17 protein-coding genes are annotated in these 15441 nt (G+C 70.5%); 6 read left to right on the top strand and 11 right to left on the bottom strand.

Features of this window, described 5'->3' with window-relative positions:
- Positions 1-6: 6 nt before the first annotated feature.
- Positions 7-780, bottom strand: a complete 774-nt coding sequence (locus FB561_RS09490; protein ID WP_145805116.1) for an enoyl-CoA hydratase/isomerase family protein — start codon at positions 778-780, stop codon at positions 7-9.
- Positions 781-1030: 250 nt separating this feature from the next.
- Between FB561_RS09490 and FB561_RS09485 the strand changes: the two genes are divergently transcribed.
- Positions 1031-1942, top strand: coding sequence for an SH3 domain-containing protein (locus FB561_RS09485; RefSeq protein ID WP_145805113.1), 912 nt, complete (start codon positions 1031-1033; stop codon positions 1940-1942).
- A 109-nt stretch (positions 1943-2051) separates the two neighbouring features.
- Here the strand turns inward: FB561_RS09485 and FB561_RS09480 are convergent, their stop codons facing one another.
- Entirely contained in the window at positions 2052-3338 is a 1287-nt protein-coding gene (locus tag FB561_RS09480; RefSeq protein ID WP_145805111.1) for an FAD-binding oxidoreductase, read from the bottom strand.
- 97 nt (positions 3339-3435) lie between these two features.
- On the opposite strand from FB561_RS09480, the gene FB561_RS09475 reads away from it, so the two are divergent.
- Complete coding sequence (locus tag FB561_RS09475) at positions 3436-4197, top strand: aminoglycoside phosphotransferase family protein (RefSeq protein WP_145805109.1); 762 nt, start codon at positions 3436-3438, stop codon at positions 4195-4197.
- Here FB561_RS09475 and sigJ read toward each other — a convergent pair.
- Positions 4172-5068, bottom strand: a complete 897-nt coding sequence (sigJ, locus tag FB561_RS09470) for an RNA polymerase sigma factor SigJ (RefSeq protein WP_145805107.1) — start codon at positions 5066-5068, stop codon at positions 4172-4174. The two genes, FB561_RS09475 and sigJ, sit on opposite strands and share 26 nt — an antisense overlap.
- Positions 5069-5149: 81 nt before the next feature.
- Here sigJ and FB561_RS09465 point away from each other — a divergent pair, with 81 nt between their 5' ends.
- The 4 genes from FB561_RS09465 (at position 5150) to FB561_RS09450 (ending at position 8420) form a co-directional block, all read left to right on the top strand.
- Positions 5150-5458, top strand: a complete 309-nt coding sequence (locus tag FB561_RS09465; RefSeq protein ID WP_238334738.1) for a glycoside hydrolase family 16 protein — start codon at positions 5150-5152, stop codon at positions 5456-5458.
- Between the two features lie 142 nt (positions 5459-5600).
- On the top strand, positions 5601-6638 hold the full coding sequence (gene trpD / locus FB561_RS09460) for an anthranilate phosphoribosyltransferase (RefSeq protein WP_145805104.1): 1038 nt from the start codon (positions 5601-5603) through the stop codon (positions 6636-6638).
- A gap of 4 nt (positions 6639-6642) precedes the next feature.
- Positions 6643-7566, top strand: coding sequence for a sigma-70 family RNA polymerase sigma factor (locus FB561_RS09455; protein WP_145805102.1), 924 nt, complete (start codon positions 6643-6645; stop codon positions 7564-7566).
- Positions 7567-7640: 74 nt separating this feature from the next.
- Positions 7641-8420 carry a nuclear transport factor 2 family protein gene (locus FB561_RS09450; protein ID WP_145805100.1) on the top strand — a complete coding sequence of 260 codons (780 nt, stop codon included), beginning with the start codon at positions 7641-7643 and terminating at the stop codon, positions 8418-8420.
- Here FB561_RS09450 and FB561_RS09445 read toward each other — a convergent pair.
- The 8 genes from FB561_RS09445 to FB561_RS09410 all read right to left on the bottom strand — a co-directional run bounded on the left by FB561_RS09445 (position 8362) and on the right by FB561_RS09410 (position 15431).
- The gene (locus FB561_RS09445; protein ID WP_145805098.1) at positions 8362-9159 is read right to left on the bottom strand and encodes an alpha/beta fold hydrolase; all 798 of its coding nucleotides are present in this window, start codon (positions 9157-9159) and stop codon (positions 8362-8364) included. The two genes, FB561_RS09450 and FB561_RS09445, sit on opposite strands and share 59 nt — an antisense overlap.
- Before the next feature lie 151 nt (positions 9160-9310).
- Positions 9311-10144, bottom strand: a complete 834-nt coding sequence (locus FB561_RS09440) for an SAM-dependent methyltransferase (protein ID WP_145805096.1) — start codon at positions 10142-10144, stop codon at positions 9311-9313.
- A gap of 126 nt (positions 10145-10270) precedes the next feature.
- Complete coding sequence (locus FB561_RS09435) at positions 10271-10834, bottom strand: dihydrofolate reductase family protein (protein ID WP_145805093.1); 564 nt, start codon at positions 10832-10834, stop codon at positions 10271-10273.
- Between the two features lie 56 nt (positions 10835-10890).
- Positions 10891-11562, bottom strand: coding sequence for an ABC transporter (locus FB561_RS09430; protein WP_145805091.1), 672 nt, complete (start codon positions 11560-11562; stop codon positions 10891-10893).
- On the bottom strand, positions 11562-13157 hold the full coding sequence (locus tag FB561_RS09425) for a hypothetical protein (protein ID WP_145805089.1): 1596 nt from the start codon (positions 13155-13157) through the stop codon (positions 11562-11564). The genes FB561_RS09430 and FB561_RS09425 overlap by 1 nt, the downstream gene beginning before the upstream one ends.
- Positions 13158-13180: 23 nt before the next feature.
- Positions 13181-14044 carry an ABC transporter ATP-binding protein gene (locus FB561_RS09420; RefSeq protein WP_145805087.1) on the bottom strand — a complete coding sequence of 288 codons (864 nt, stop codon included), beginning with the start codon at positions 14042-14044 and terminating at the stop codon, positions 13181-13183.
- Positions 14041-14889, bottom strand: coding sequence for a cupin domain-containing protein (locus FB561_RS09415; RefSeq protein ID WP_145805085.1), 849 nt, complete (start codon positions 14887-14889; stop codon positions 14041-14043). Before FB561_RS09415 ends, FB561_RS09420 begins: the two co-directional genes overlap by 4 nt.
- Positions 14886-15431: an RNA polymerase sigma factor gene (locus FB561_RS09410; RefSeq protein WP_145805083.1), complete on the bottom strand. Its 546-nt coding sequence runs from the start codon at positions 15429-15431 to the stop codon at positions 14886-14888. The genes FB561_RS09415 and FB561_RS09410 overlap by 4 nt, the downstream gene beginning before the upstream one ends.
- Positions 15432-15441: the final 10 nt, after the last annotated feature.

Genomic DNA, 15441 nt, shown 5'->3' with positions numbered 1-15441 from the left:
TGACCTTCAGCGCCAGGGAAAGACCGGCGCCCGCTTCTCCTGGAACGCGGCCACACCCTCGCGCAGTTCGCCGCTCGCGATCGTCTCGGCGTACCGCGCGACCGCCGCCTCGTCCGCGTCGACGCCGGCCAGCAACGCGGTCACCGACTCCTTCACCGACCGGATCGTCAGCTGGGACCGCGCGACCAGCTTCGCCGCGAACGCGTCCACCTCGGCGTCCAGGTCGTCGGCCGCGACCACGCGGTCCACCAGCCCGCGGAGTTCGGCCTGCTGGGCGGTCAGGAACTCCCCGCTGAACAGCAGGTACTTCGCGGTCGCGGGCCCGACCAGGTCGAGCAGGACCTTGATCGCGACCGGCGGGTACACCACGCCGATCCGGGCCGGTGTCACCCCGAACGTGCTGCCGTGCGCCGCGAACCTGAAGTCGCAGTTCACCGCGAGCTCCAGCCCACCGCCGATGCAGTGCCCGCGGACCACGGCGACAGTCGGCTTCGGGAACTCCCGCAGCACCCGTTGAGCGTCCAGATTGGCCGCCCGCAGCTCCGCCATCGGGTCCCGCGGATCCGCCCCGGAGACCAGCTCGCCGATGTCCGCCCCGGCCGAGAACGTCGGTCCGGCGCCGGTGACCAGCAGGACCTTGACCGCGGGATCGGCGGCCAGCGGCGTGAGCAGGCCCGGCAGCGCCGCCCACATCGCGCGGGTGAGCGCGTTCCGCTTCTCGGCCCGGTCGATCACGAGCCGGGACACCTCCCCGGCGACGACCCGCAGTCCCGCGCTCATGACGCGCAGTCAAACAGATCGACCGCCCCGGTACCGCTGGGTAGATCACATTCGCTGAGCGTACGAACACTCACAGCCATGTTCGTAATGCGTTAAAACTCGCGGCGAGTTGGCCGAGTCGCCGCGATGTGTGTTTGACTCCACCGGTCGATAACGGTTTGGTCTCGGCAGATGGGAAGTTCCAGTGGCAGAAGGACGGCATAGGCAGGCGCGGCACCGTCAACCGCGCCGAAAGGTCGGCCCCGGCCTCGTGAAGGTCGCGATCCCCGGAGCGACGGTGGCGTTGGTGGCCACCGGCTCGGCGGTGGCCCTCCAGCCCGACCAGCCGGTCCAGACGATGACCGACGCACCGCTCGCCAGCTCGTCCCTGCAGCTGGCGCGCGAAGCGAAAACCAGCCGGGACGCGCTCCGGCCGCCGGTCAACCTCCCCAGCGTCACCCCGTCGGCGAAGCCGAAGGCGCCGCCGGTCGCGAAGCACCTGAAGAAGCAGGCTCCGATCCCGAAGCCGACGACGGCGAAGACCCGCGCCGCGGAAACCGCGAAGACGCAGCCGCCGAAGATCACCGGCAGCAAGTACACGACCACCGACCTCAACGTGTGGTCCGCGCCCGAGCAGAAGGGCACGCTCCTCACCGTGCTCTCGAAGGGCAGCAAGGTCTCGATCACCGGCGAGGTGCAGGGCATCTGGGCCGAGATCGTCCGGGACGGCGTGGCCCGCTGGGTCAAGGCCGAGTACCTGGCCGCGACCAAGCCGGTCGCGGAGCCCGTGGTCGACAGCGGCCCGTCCGCGGCGGCCTGCAAGTCCGGCTCCGGCGTCGAGGACGGCCTGACCGAGGACGCGATCCGGGTGCACCGGGCCGTCTGCGCGCTGTTCCCGTCGGTCTCCTCCTACGGCGGCGTCCGCAGCGGCGACGGCGGCGAGCACGGCACCGGCCAGGCGCTCGACATCATGGTCAGCGGCTCGACCGGCGACGAGATCGCGGCGTACGTGCGCTCGCACTACAAGGAGCTCGGCGTCAGCGAGGTCATCTGGGAGCAGCGGATCTGGACCGTGCAGCGCAGCAGCGAGGGCTGGCGTGGCATGGAGGACCGCGGCGGCGCCACCGCGAACCACTACGACCACGTGCACGTCACGGTCTACGGCAACCGCGGCACCGCCTGACAGGACCTCTGACACGGCACTGCCTGACAAAGCTCGGGGCACCGCCCAGCACCGCCCTGCCGAAGGGCCCGGTCTCCACCACCAGGCGAGACCGGGCCCTTCCGTCACGTCAGGGGCGGATGTTGTGGTTCAGGTGGAAGAAGTTCTCCGGGTCGTAGGCCCGCTTCACCGTGCGGAGCCGGGCCAGGTCACGCTCGGCGTACGCCGTGGCGGTGCGGCCCGGGTCGGCCAGGAAGTTGACGAACGTCCGCCCGCTGGTCCGCAGTACCGGGGCGAGGCCGGGGACCTCCTGGTCGATGATCAGCGAGTACGGCGCGTCGCGATGCCCGACCGGCCCCGCGTCCGGACCCGGGTTCGCCATCGCGCCGGCCCAGTGCCGGAGTTCCACGGTCGGGTCGTCCGCGTCGGTCAGCCCGGCGAGCGCGTCGATCAGGTCGTCCGGCAGCGCGTCGACCAGGTCGAGGTACCGGGCCGGGGTCCCGCCCATCGCGGCCGCGCCGAACTCCGTCGTGGTCAGCTCACCGGCGACGACCGGTCCGGCCACGTCGAACAGCGGCTTGAGCAGGTGCTCGGCCAGCTCCGCTTCCCCGGCGTACATCACCTTGACGCCCAGGACGCGGGTCCCGTCCGGGCGCTTGGTCAGGACGATCGCGGTGCTCAGCTCGTTCGGGATCGTGGTGGTCCACTCGCGGTAGTACCGCAGCGTCTCGGCGGCGCGGTCGATCCCGAAGTACACGATGCCGGCGTGCACCTGGCGGACCGGGTACAGCCGGAACTCGAGCGACGTGACGATGCCGAAGTTCCCGCTGCCGCCGCGGATCGCCCAGAACAGCTCCGGGTGCTCGTCCGCGCTCGCGGTGACGACGCGTCCGTCCGCGGTGATCACCTCGGCCCGGACCACGCTGTCCGCGGCGAACCCGTACTTCCGCGCGATCCAGCCGAGTCCGCCACCGAGCGTGTACCCGACCACCCCGACGTCCCGCGAGGACCCGGCCAGCGGCGCGAGCCCGAACTTCCCGGCCGCGTCGATCACCGCACCCCACCGGACCCCGGGACCGACCTTCGCGATCCGCCGCTCGGGATCGATCAGCAAAGAGGTCATCGCCGAGGTCCGCAGCAGAATCCCACCGTCCGCCGGAACCCGCGTCCCGTGCCCGGTCGCCTGCACAGCGAGCGGCAACCCGTACTCCCGGGCCGTCCGCACCGCAGCCTGCACATCGGTCCGCCCAGCCGCCTCGGCCACGACCAGCGGGCGCGACTCGAAGGTCGGCACGATCGCCTTCCGCAACTCGTCGTACCGCGAGTCCCCAGGCCGATGAACCGCCCCGCAGAACCCGTTCCCCAGCAGCCCCGCAACAACATCCGCCCCCACCGGAACAACAACCTGCAAGCTCATCGGAATCTCCCTCACGTGTTCGCCCGTCACCAAGACGTCGAAGGAGCCCACCCAGAATTGACACCTCCCCCAGAAACTTTCTGGAAGGGTCCGTGGAATGAGCCAGACGCACCAGGTGGCCGTCACCGGAGACGTCGTCACGAAGACATACGTCGACCACGCCCGAGGTGAGCACCACCGCGAGTGGGAAGCCCTCACCGCTCTCACCGAAACAACGCCGGGCCTAGTCCCGACACCCCTCCGCCGCACCGGGGATCCGTCGATCACGATGACCCGGCTGCCCGGAAGCCCGCTCGGCGGCAGCCTCACCGAGCAACAGCTCGACGCCTTGGAGCGAGCCCTTCACGAGCTGTGGTCAGCCCGTCCGGCCGGCCTGCGGCCGATCTCTCTGACCGGCGTGATCCAGCGGATCACGTCTGCTGTCTCGAGCTGGACCGGCGGCGGGGTCCTCGGGGAGGCGAACGCGGTGGCCGGCGAGTGGTTACCCCGGGCAGAGGTGCTCGTCCGGCCGGCCGATCCCGTCGTTGGTCACGGCGATCCGAACCTCGCGAACTACCTCTGGGACGGGCAGCGCATCCGGATCGTCGACTTCGAGGACGCCGGCCTGAGCGACCGGGCCGTCGAGCTCGCGAACCTGGTTGAACACCTGGCGTCCCGGCAGACGGACTGGACCAAGTTCGCCGACCGGTTCGCCGTCGACCGTGAGCGGTACGCCATCGCCCGCGTGTTGTGGGCGACCTTCTGGTTGACGCTCATCCGCCCCGGTGGTCCGTCCGCGGACCGGAATCCGCCGGGGACCGCCGAAGCGCAGGCCGAGCGAGTACTGACGCTGATCAGGCAGGAAGAGGGAGGTGGTTGAGGCGGTCGGGGTCGGCGAGGATGTTGATCTCGGTGATGCGGCCGTTGCGGACCTCGAGCGACATGACGCCGAAGAGCTTGCCATTGACCACGGTGACCGCGCCGGGGAGGCCGTTGACCTCGGCCGGCTGGGAGTGCGGGGAGAGCTTGGCGAAGAGGAGGGCCTGGCGGACGACGTCCTCGGCGCCGCGGATGAGGCGGGAGGCCGCGAGGGCGTCGGCGGGGATGTTGCCGGCGTCGGCGCGGAGGACCACGTCCGGGTCGAGCAGCGACAGGAGGGCCTCGAAGTCGCCGCTGCGGGACGCGGCGAGGAAGGCGTTGACCACCTCGCGCTGGCGAGTGACGTCGCCGTCGCCCTGCGGAGCGCCCTGGACCCGGCGGCGCGCGCGGCTCGCGAGTTGCCTGGTGGCGACGGGGGTCTTGCCGACGATGGCCGCGATCTCGTCGAAGCTCACGCCGAACAGGTCGTGCAGGACGAAGGCCAGCCGCTCTGCCGGGGCCAGGGTCTCCAGGACGACCAGCATCGCCAGGCCCACCGCGTCGGCCTGGACGGCCTCCTCCTCCGGGTCGACGCGGGGCGCGCCGGCCGGTTCGATCCGGGTCACGATCGGGTCCGGGACGAAGGTGTCGTAGGAGTCCTCGCGACGCGACTTGCGGGTGCGGAGCTGGTCCAGGCAGACCCGGGAGACGACCGTGGTGAGCCAGGCGGCCAGGTTCGCGACCTCGCTCACGTCGGCCCGGCTCAGCCGCAACCACGCCTCCTGGACCGCGTCCTCGGCCTCGCTGACCGATCCGAGCATGCGGTACGCCACCGCGCGCAGGTGGCCGCGGTTCCGCTCGAACTGGGCAGCAAGCTGGTCCTGGTGATCCACGGTCACATTCTCCTGTCGACAGCCTTCACCCTGATGACGGACCCGGTCGCCAAGGTGTGACAGGCCGGCCGGGTCCCCTCGATGATGGGGCCCCTGCAGGTCTTCGAGGACGACTTCGACGGACCCGGGCTGGTCGGCCTGGACGACCGGCCGGACCGGTGCGCCGAGATCTGCGTGATGGAGGTCTTCGGCACTGCGGTCGAACCAGGGTCCACCGCGATCGGGATGGGGCTGCACCAGTTCCGCGATCCTTCGACACCCGAGGACTTCGAGGTGGTCCGGCTGCCGATCGACGTCGCCGACTTCCACACGTACGCCGTGGACTGGACCGCCGACAGGGCCGAGTTCTTCGTGGACTCCGTTCGCGGTCGGACCGCGCCGAGGTACTAGAGTCAGGACATGACCACGCGCCTGAGCAGCTGGTGGGCCGTCTCCTAGACGGTCCAGTTGTTCGTGCGTTCACCGGCCGTCTCGTCGAGGCGGCCGTTTTCGTTGGTCCTCGGTGGGGCGACCCGCATCCCGAGGAGTACCGATGACACTGGCTGCCCCGCCTTCCCCCGCGCGTCCCGCCGGCCGGACCTGGTCCGGACTCATCGTCGACCTGCTCGACGGCCGGGACCTGCGGACGGCGGACACCGGGTGGGCGATGGAGCGCGTGGTCCGCGGCGAGGCGACGTCCGCGCAGATCGCCGGGTTCCTGGTCGCGCTCCGGGCCAAGGGCGAGACCGCGGCCGAGATCGCCGGACTAGCGGCCGCCGTCCGCGCGCAGGCGACGCCGGTCGAGATCCCGGGCCCGGTCGTCGACATCGTGGGGACCGGCGGGGACCGGCTCGGCGTGGTGAACGTGTCCACGATGGCGGCGATCGTGGTGGCGTCCACCGGGGTCACGGTGGTCAAGCACGGCGGTCGCGCGGCCTCGTCGCCGACGGGCGGTGCGGCGGACCTGGTCGAGGCGCTGGGGATCCGGCTGGACCACTCTCCCGCCGAAGCGGCCCGCGTCGCGTCGGCGGCCGGGATCGCGTTCCTGCACGCGCCGCAGTACAACCCGAGCCTGCGGCAGGTGGCCGCGGTACGCCGGGAACTCGCGGTACCGACCGCGTTCAACGTGCTCGCTCCTTTGATCAGCCCGGCGGATCCCGGATACGGGCTGGTCGGGGTGGCGGATGCGCGGCTGTTGCCGGTCGTTGCTGGAGTACTCGCTGCGCAAGGCCGGTCGGCGCTCGTGGTTCGTGGGGAGGACGGCCTGGACAAGCTGACGACGACCGGCCCGTCACGGGTCTTCGTCGTGCGGGACGGCGCGGTCGTGGAGACCGTGCTCGATCCGCGGTCCCTTGGTCTGCCGCTGCGCTCGGTGGATGAGCTGCGGAGCCCTGACGCCGTTGGGGTTGCGCGGCGTTTCCTCGCGGGCGAACGGGGCGCCGTGCGGGACGTAGTACTGCTCAATGCAGCTGCGGCGTTGAGCACGTTGCCGGATGCGGCGCCGATCGAGGTCTGTCTGGAGCAGTGCGCCGCAGCTGTCGACAGTGGTGCTGCAGCGGCCACGTTGGAGCGCTGGGTGGCCGTAGCCTGAACGGATGGACGAGGACGCCTTCGCCCGCTTGGTCGGACCGCTTCGGGGCGAGCTGCACGCGCACTGCTACCGGATGCTCGGGTCCGACCACGACGCAGAGGACGCCGTCCAGGAGACCTTGCTGCGCGCGTGGAACCACCGGGAGCGCTACGAGGACCGCGGTACGGTGCGGGCCTGGCTCTACAAGATCGCCACGAACCGCTGCCTCACCCTGATCGAACGGCATGGACGCAGGGAACTCCCGACCGACCTGAGTGCACCGCAGACCGAGGTGACCTGGCTGGAGCCGTACCCCGAGCACCGGCTCACCTGGACGGCCCAGCTGAGCCCCGAGGCGCGCGTGGTCGCGTTGGAAAGTGTCGAGCTCGCCTTCGTCGCCTCACTGCAGCACCTGTCCCCGCTGCAACGCGCCGTGCTCCTCCTGCGCGACGTGCTGTCGTACCCCGCGCAGGAGGTGGCCGAGTTGCTCGACACCACGGTCGCCGCGGTCAACAGCGCGTTGCAGCGAGCACGGAAGGTCGTCGGCGGGACCAGTTCGCAACAGGCCGAGCTGGCCGCACTCGGCGAGGACGGTCAGCGCGAGGTGGCTCGCCGGTACCTCACCGCGTGGGAGGCGGGTGACATCGACGCGATCGTGGCGATGCTGACCGAGGACGCGCGGTACTCGATGCCGCCGCTGCCGCAGTGGTTCGCGGGGCGGGCGGAGATCCGCGAGTTCCTGGTGGAGGGGCCGTTGCAGGACAAGTGGCGGTTCCTGCCGACCCGGGCGAACGGCCAGCTCGCGTTCGCGACGTACCGGTGGGAGGGCGGCCGGTACATCCCGTCCGGGCTCGACCTGGTGATGGTCCGAGGGACCGGGATCGCCGAGGTGGTGTCGTTCCTGGCGGCCGACTTCCCCGCGTTCGGGCTGCCGGCCGAACTTTTCTGAGCCACGTGCGATGAGTTTCCGCGCCGGCCCGGGTTCTAGGTGGTGAACGCATCCCCGCTGAAAGGAATCCCGTGATGACGAAGGACGAGCAACTGATCCGCGATCTGATCGAGCGCTGGGCCGCCGCGGTCCACGTCGGCGATCTGGACACCGTGCTCGCGCACCACTCCGACGACGTGGTGATGTTCGACGTGCCGCCGCCGCACGACGGGGTGCGCGGGCTGGACGCGTACCGCGCGACCTGGCCCGGGTTCTTCGAGTGGCAGGCGTCCGGGGCGTCGTTCGACCTGCTGTCGCTCGATGTGACCGCCGGGACCGACGTGGCGTTCGCCGTTGCCCTGCTGCGCTGCGGGACGGCGGACGAGAACCCGGACAACCGGCTCCGCCTGACGATCGGGCTGCGCAAGGTGGAAGGCGAGTGGGTGATCACCCACGAACACCACTCGTTCCCGCACGACGACATCCCGCGAGCCGTGGCAGAGTCCGCGGTCCGGGACCTGATCGCGCACTGGTCGGACCGGACCGCCGCCAAGGACCTCGACGGGCTGATGGAGGGGATCGCCGACGACGTCGTGTCCTACGAGCACGAGGGACCGCTGCAGTACGTCGGAAAGCCGGCCGTCCGCGAGGTGTGCGAGGCGGGCCTGGCCTCCGGGACGGGCGAGGTCAGCTTCACCGTCCCCGCGATGGAAGTTGCTGCGAGCAACGACCTCGCGGTCGCCTGGGGGATCGACCAGGTCACGGTGGAGACCGAGGACGGACCGGTACTGAGCGAGTCGCGGGCGACCCGGGTGTTCAGGCACGGCCCTCGTGGCTGGGAGCTGGTGCACCAGCATCTGTCGTTTCCGCGATGACGTCGAGGATCGTCCGGGCGACCAGGTCGGGAGCGCGCAGCGCCGGGAAGTGATCGACCCCCGGCGCCCAGACCAACCGGCTGCCCTCGATTCTGGCGGCGATCGCGCCCGCACACGCCGCCAGGATCGGCCGGTCCCGGTCCCCGACCAGCACGGCGGTCGGTACCCGGATCTCGCCCAGCCGCCCGTACGCCGCGACGTCGGGCCGGCGGAAGTCCGACTGCGCCAGCCACCCGGGAACCGCGGCGCGCACCTGCTCCGCCACCTCGCCGTCGGATCCCGCGGCGGCCCAGAGATCCAGGCCGAACCGCACGAGCCCTTCCACGTCCCCGGCCGCGGCCAGCTCGTCGTACACCTTGTCCAGCTCGGGTTCGTCGGGCCAGGGGTAGCCGGTGAGCCCGGGACAGAGCAGGACGAGCCCGGCGACGCTCTGTGGATCCACGAGCGCCTGGCAGATCGCCGTGCTGCCGCCCAGGCTGCACCCGACGAGTACGGCGCGTTCGACCCCGCAGTACTCGAGCACGGCCGCGAGGTCGCCCTGCATGGTGAACGGGGTGGTCGGACGCGGGGACCGGCCGTAACCGCGGACGTCGTACCGGATCACGCGCTGCGGCAGCCGGTGCACCACGGCGTCCCAGCCGCGCGAATCCCCGGCGCCCGAGTGCAGGAAGACCAGCGGCAGCCCGTCGCCCCCGCTGTCCTCACCCCAGACGACCCCGCCCGGAACCTTGAAGTCCATGCCCCCACAGTGACATCACTCCGGCCACACTGCGCTCCCACTCACTCCCAGCAGCGCGTCGAACCAGACGACCGGGCGCTGATCGGGTCAGTCGGGGCTTGCTCGTACAGTCGGGGCCGGCTGGTGCTGTCCGGGCTGCCCGGTGCTGTCGTCAGGGCTTCTTGGCGACGCCGACCCAGAGGCTGCACATGATGTCGGTGAAGTCGCCCTTCGCGACGAGCCGGTCGGTCTCCGCGTCCGGATGCCAGCGGAACGGCGACACGACCCCCGGCTCGACCAGCTCGAGCCCGTCGAAGAAGCGCGTCACCTCCTCCTTGCTGCGGACCTGCGCGTCGCCGCCGTCGGCCTTGTAGACCTGCATCGCGCGCTTCCACAGCTCCGGCGCGAAGTCGGGCGTGCAGTGCGAGAAGATGAAGTACGAGCCGGGCGCGACCGCGTCGACCAGTTCCTTGATCAGGTCGTACGGCTTCAGCGCATCCGGCAGGTAGTGGAACACCCCGACCACGCTCAACGCGACCGGCTTGCTGAGATCGAGGGTCTGCTTCACCTCGTCCGAGGACAGGATCGCCCGCGGATCGGTGACGTCGGCCTCGAGGTACGCGGTCTTGCCCTGCGGCCCGCTCCGCAGCAGCGCCCGCGAGTGGGCGAGCACGATCGGGTCGTTGTCGACGTAGACCACCCGCGCCTCGGGCGTGATCTCCTGGACCACCTCGTGCAGGTTCGGGCTGGTCGGGATACCGGTGCCGACATCGAGGAACTGCGTGATGCCCCGCTCGGCGGCGAACTTGGCGGCGCGGTGCATCCACATCCGGTTCGACAGCGCGGCCGTCCGGAACCCCGGGAACGCCTCCAGCAGGTGCTCGGCGGCCTGCCGGTCCATCGCGAAGTTCGTCTTGCCACCGAGGAAGTAGTCGTAGACCCGCGCGCCGTGCGGCCGGTCGAGCATCAGCCGCTCGTCGATGTTGGTGTCCGTGCTGTCACTCATCGATGAAAGTCCAATCCACAGCGTCGTCGCGGGAGAACCACATCGTAGCGATCCGGCCGCACCCAGTAACACCCACCGCCCACAACCCTGCCCAAACCCTTGCATTACAAGGCCGACAAGCAGCGCTCAGCGCCTTACCTCGTACCTGGTCAGGAGCGCGCCGCCGGGGAAGGTCCGCGTCTCCACCAGGTTCAGGTTCACCCAGCTGTCCACCGCGGTGTAGAACGGTTTGCCGCCGCCCAGCAGCACCGGATGGGTGACGATCTCGTACTCGTCGACCAGCCCGGCCCGCATGGCCGCGCCGGCGAGCGTGGCGCCACCGACCCTCATCGGCTCGCCGTCCTCGGCCTTGAGCCGGGCGATCTCCTCGACCGCGTCGCCGGCGACCACCCGGGCGTTCCAGTCGACCTTGTCGATCGTCGAGGAGAACACCACCTTCGGCGTATCCCGCCAGTTCCGCGCGAACTCGACCTGCGCCGGCGTGGCGCCCGGCTGCTGATCGCCGGTCGGCCAGTAGGAGCTCATGTTCTCCCACAGCCCGCGCCCGTAGAGGAACAGACCGATTGCCAGCTCCTGGTCGAGCCAGAACCGAAACAGCTCGTCGCTCGGCGCGCTCCACCCGAGGTCGTCCCCGGGCGCGGCAACGAAGCCGTCCAGGGACACGTTCATGCCGTAGACCAGTTTCCGCATGAGGCCATGCCTTTCTGTCAGTCCGGCGACCTGCGTCGAGCCGCCCGTCACCCCTACTACGAACGCCTCACTCCGGATCCGACAAGTCGTCGGCGGAAATTCTCACAGCGCAGGCGACGCGCAGGGACGATCGGCCCGGCCACGAAGGCCGAGCACGCCGCGGCGGCGAGCACAGCCCAGATCAGGTGAGCCCGGTTCCACTGCGGATCGCCGGGCGGCAGGACGAGATCGAGCTGCGGTAGGCGGGCAAGCAGGCCGGTGACCAACGTCGCAACGGCTCCGGCGAGGCCGCCGTCACCTTTGCGGCCGGCAGCCACGGCGATTGCGATGGCGAACAAGGCCGCGGCTTCGATGGTGAGTCCAGCCAACGGCAGACCAGTTGCAGCGTCGTCAGGCAGAGTGAGCAGTGCAGCGACCCACCAGAGGGCCGCCAGGGGTAGCAGCAGCGCTACCGCGACCGTCCGTCGGAGCAGGCTCGGGGTCGGCACCACCGACGTGGAGGGATAGGAGGGGTCGTCGAGGATGAAGGCGGCCCCGGTGGCTCCGGCCAGGGCTGCAAGGCGGAGAACGGTCGACCAGCCCTCCGGCCTGAGCTCGACCAGGGCGGCGGGCAGGGCGACGGCGATCAGGCCAAGCAGTGCCCCTGCGACCAGAGGAGGCCAGCGCACGGCACGGGCGGTCGGACGCACCAACTGGTAGGCGATGGTCACGCGGACCTTCGCTGCCATCAGCAGTCCTCGGTACCGACAGAGCGCTCTCCGACAGGCGGTAGCGGAGGCGGCTCGGGGAGACCGAAGCGGGCCGCAATGTCGGCTGTGCGAACTCCAGGACCGGTCAGCTGGGCCCAGTCCCTGTGAACTTGCGCCTGCACCCGGTCAGTCGGCAGACCGAGCATGCCTTGCACCACCGTCACGTCCCGCGAGTCGATGAGCAGCGACTGTCCGCCGTCGACGACCGGGAGTGCGAGCGAGCTTCCCATCGACATCGCCAGCTGTGTCTTGATCGCCGCCACACCGTCCGGGCGGGAGCTGGCGGCCAGCCAGAGTGCGACGATCGCGCGGCCGCCGCACTGCACTCCATGAGCGAACTCGACGTCGCTGGTGCCGACAGCTCGGGCAGCCACCGCGTACGCCAGACCAAGCGGGAAGTCCGCCCGGCCTTCGCTGCCTGGGCGCCAGGTCGTACTCACGCTGACAGCACCCGGCGTACCAGCGGCGAGGTCATCGGCGCGCCAGGACTCGACCGGCGCGGGTCCTACTACCCAGCTGCCGCCTTGTGGCGGTGGGTTGGTGGCAGCAACTCGTTGACGCACGGTCAACGGCTGCTGCGCCGCCTGAGGTGGCATGAGCTTGCGCACGCCCTCCACGACCGGCTGCCACTGAGCGACCCGCGCCTCGTACCCGGCGAACATGCAGTACTTCACCCCACCGGCGACTACACAGGTCTGCCGTGACGCTGGTTGCTCTGTAGCGGCCACTCGCGCGAGGCGAACCTGCTCAGGCAACGGGCGCAGCTGCGCGGAACCGGCGACCACCGTACCCAACACCGCGACCACCAGCATGCCCGCTACCGGAACCCACGGGCCGCGGTCACGTAGTAGCACCGCGCCAGCGACGAACAGGGCGAGGCCGACGAGGTACAGGGCGTGCCAGCCGGCCGGGCGAGCCAGTAGATCAGGGGTGAATGCCTGCTCGTTGCCGAGTTGCAGTCCGACCAGGCCGAGCCACCGCGCCGACCCGTCGGCGGACGCGCGGATTATGTCACCCGCGAAGCTGCCGAACAGCAGCAGGACCACCGCCAGAGGCGCCCCGGCCGGAGAGCGCACCAGCCTGCCGAGCAGCACCCCGGACGCGCCGAGAAGCAGGACCAGGGCCGGTGCGGTTGCCAGCTCAGCAGGGTTCACCCGGCCCACTGCTGCGGGGACCGTGCTCAGCGCGGCGACGTGGGCAATTGCTGCGCCACTGACCAGTACTGCAAGCGGTACTACCGCGAGGAGATGTGCGGCGGTACGTCCCCAGCGCGGGACCAGCCGCACTCCGTACAGCTCCTCCGTACCGTGGCGGTGCGCCCTCAGGACAGCGCGGTTCGCGGCCACCAGCGCGGCGAACCCCACGACCATGGCAGGAAAGGCGGTGGCCTGATCCTGTTCGTGAAGCACCGGAAAGCTGTTCTGCGCCGTTCCGAGGATCCAGGGCAGCAGCCACCAGGCGGCCAGAGCGACAAGAGCAAGCAGCACCACGGGGTGACGCAGCAGGCGGACCGCCTCGATCCGCGTCAAGGCGAACACGGCACCGCCCGTCTGCGGCGCTACCGGGGCGATCACCGGAGCAGGATGCTGAGCGGTCGTCACGCGGTCACCCCCGCGGCCGGCGCACCGTCGAGCAGGAGCAGGTAGCCGTCTTCCAGCGTGGGCTCGACCAGGTCTGCCTCTGCGGGCGCGCTGCCGACGTTGCGGAACACACCGGTACCGGTCTGCCAGGACGCCAGCGCGGCCACCGGCGGTCTCGTACTGGTCCAGACGCGGCCTTGAGCGACCTCGACGAGCCCCGCGGGAGTGCCGTCGAACCGCACTCGGCCGCCGTGCATGACGACCACTCGGTTGCACAAGGCCTGGACGTCTTCGGTCTGGTGCGTGGACAGCAGTACGGTCCGCTGCTGGCCGAGTGAGGCGATGAGCTCGCGGAAGCGCAGCCGCTGCTCCGGGTCGAGGCCGACCGTGGGTTCGTCGAGCACCAGCAGGTCGGGGTTGCCGATCAGTGCGGCAGCCAGGGCCACCCGACGCCGCATACCGCCCGACAAGGTCTTGATCCGGGCTGAACGGCGGTCGTCGAGGCCGACCTCGTGCAGAACCCGTCGTACCTCGGCATGCCTGGCGCGGCGATCGACCTGTTCGCAGAGGATCGCGACGTAGTCGACGAACTCGAACGCGGTGAAGCGTGGGTGCAGCCCCGGTTCCTGGGGGGCGTATCCCAGGCGTCGGCGCAGCGCGAGGCGGCCGGCCGAGTCGCCCGCGTCCGTCCCGAAGGCGCGCACGGTACCGCTGTCCGGCGCGAGCGCGGTGGCCAGGACCCGCAGCAGGGTGGTCTTGCCCGCACCGTTCGGGCCGAGCAGTCCGGTCACTCCTCGCTCCAGCTGGACCGACACGTCATCGAGAGCGACGGTGCGGCCGAAACGGACGTGAATGCCGGCGAGGGCAACTGTCGAGGTCATGCGTGGCTCCAGGGATTACGTGGCAGACGGCCGGCGTCGAAGCGCCTGCGGGTCGCTAGGAGGACCAGGGTGGCCAGTACGGCCAGAAGTGCGGCCAGGACCTGGCCGATAGGGGTGAAGAGCACCGAGGCATTCCGGTCGAGGGTTACCGCGACCGTGAGAATCCAGCCGAGCCCTACGCAGACAGCCGCCGGTACTGGGCCTGTCCAGCCGGCCAGCGCGAGCATGGTCGCTGTCAGCGCGAGCGCCGGAAGCAGCCAAGCGAGGGCAGCCAGCCCGGCGGCGGGCAGCAGGAGCGTGACAAGACCGATCAGCCCAGCGGATGCGGTGAGGACGGCCGTGGCGCGCAGGAGCACCAGGCGAAAGGAGTCGTACGGCGTAGCCAGGCTGCGTTCATAGGCGGGGTCGATACCGGGTCCGAAGGCGGCGGCGACTCCGGCGAGGGGTACGAGTGGCGCGATGGCGAGGAAGGGCCAGGGGGTGGCGAGGCCGGGCGCCAAGACTGAAACGGCCGCGGCAGCCAGCAGGGTCAGGAGTACGGCCAGCAGCCAGGAGGTCCGCAGTGTCGAAGTAGCGACGAGGAGCCGGGCTGTGGACTCCCGAACGCCCAGACGGCCCAACAGGCGCTCGATCAGCCCTACTCGCGGTGCGTCGATCTCCGCGTCCAGGCGGTCCCAGATCCGGCCCATCGGCTCACCGACCAAGCGGGCCAGGGCCGAGCGGCAGTTGGCGCACTTGGCAGTATGCGCCTCGATGGACCAGCGGACGCTGTCCGTCGGTACTCCGCGCGCGTACAGCGCGAGCAGGTCGTCGTTGGGGTGCCACAGGTCCTCGCTCGCGTTCATGAGAATCGGCTCCGAAGCTCGCGGCGGGCGCGCATGGCCCGGGTTTTGACGGTTCCAGGTGGCACGCCGAGCAGAGCGGCGGCTTCACGGGTGGTCAGGCCGTCCAGGACGGTTGCTTGGAGCACCGCACGCAGCTCCGGTGGCAGCCTGTCCAGAGCAGCTCCGAGATCACCGTGCTCGACACCGAGCAGTACCTGGTCCTCTGCTGACGGCTCATCCTTGGAGGGGCGTCCGCGCAGTACTCGCCACAGCCGGTCACGGGCACCGGTACGTCGCAACGCGTCGACCAGCCGCCGCTGACCGATGCGCCAAAGCCAGCCGGCTACGTCGGCGCCCGACTGCTCCCGGTACCGGTCAGCGCCGTGCCAGACCGCCAGAAAGGTCTCCTGGACGACATCCTCGACGAGTTGAGCATCGGCACAGCGGTGCCGCAACCGGAGCAGGAGCCAGCCCGCGTGCCGCTCGTACAGCAGCGCGAAGGCGGCACGGTCACCGCGAGCGACCGCGCGCAGCACCTCGCCGTCGCTGCTCGTTCCATCCACGCACACTCAT

This window comes from Kribbella amoyensis (genome assembly GCF_007828865.1).
GTDB classification, from domain to species: Bacteria; Actinomycetota; Actinomycetes; order Propionibacteriales; family Kribbellaceae; genus Kribbella; species Kribbella amoyensis.
The sequence above is the reverse complement of the archived record's forward strand: the minus strand, read 5'-3'. Positions and strand labels throughout refer to the sequence as shown.